Consider the following 305-nt stretch of genomic DNA (forward strand, 5'->3'; position numbering starts at 1 on the left):
GGCCACCGCGTCGTGGCCCTCGCGGAAGACGGTCGCGGTGACCAGGAAGGTCTCGCCCTCGACCGCGCGGGCCGGGCGGCGGCCGCCGTCCACCAGGGGGGCGACGTCGAGGACGGGGATCCGGCCGATCATCGGGTCGCTCTCCTTCGTCCGGCGGGCAGCGGTGGGGCGGGTCGCGGCGGGGGGGGGCGCGGGGGTGCCACGTGGTGCCGGGGGGGGGGGGGGGGGCGCGCCCGGGGGGGGGGCGGAGGGGGGGAAGGGGTTTTTTCGGGGGCTTTGCCCGTTCGGGGGGGGCGCACGCCACC

1 protein-coding gene is annotated in these 305 nt (G+C 80.7%); it reads right to left on the bottom strand.

The window, feature by feature from the left end; genetic code table 11:
• Window positions 1–132 (bottom strand): maltotransferase domain-containing protein (locus C7C46_RS37805; RefSeq protein WP_146259344.1); only part of this gene is annotated, 132 nt, incomplete at its 3' end.
• Window positions 133–305: the final 173 nt, after the last annotated feature.

This window comes from Streptomyces tateyamensis, from assembly GCF_003205575.1.
Taxonomy (GTDB): Bacteria; Actinomycetota; Actinomycetes; order Streptomycetales; family Streptomycetaceae; genus Kitasatospora; species Kitasatospora tateyamensis.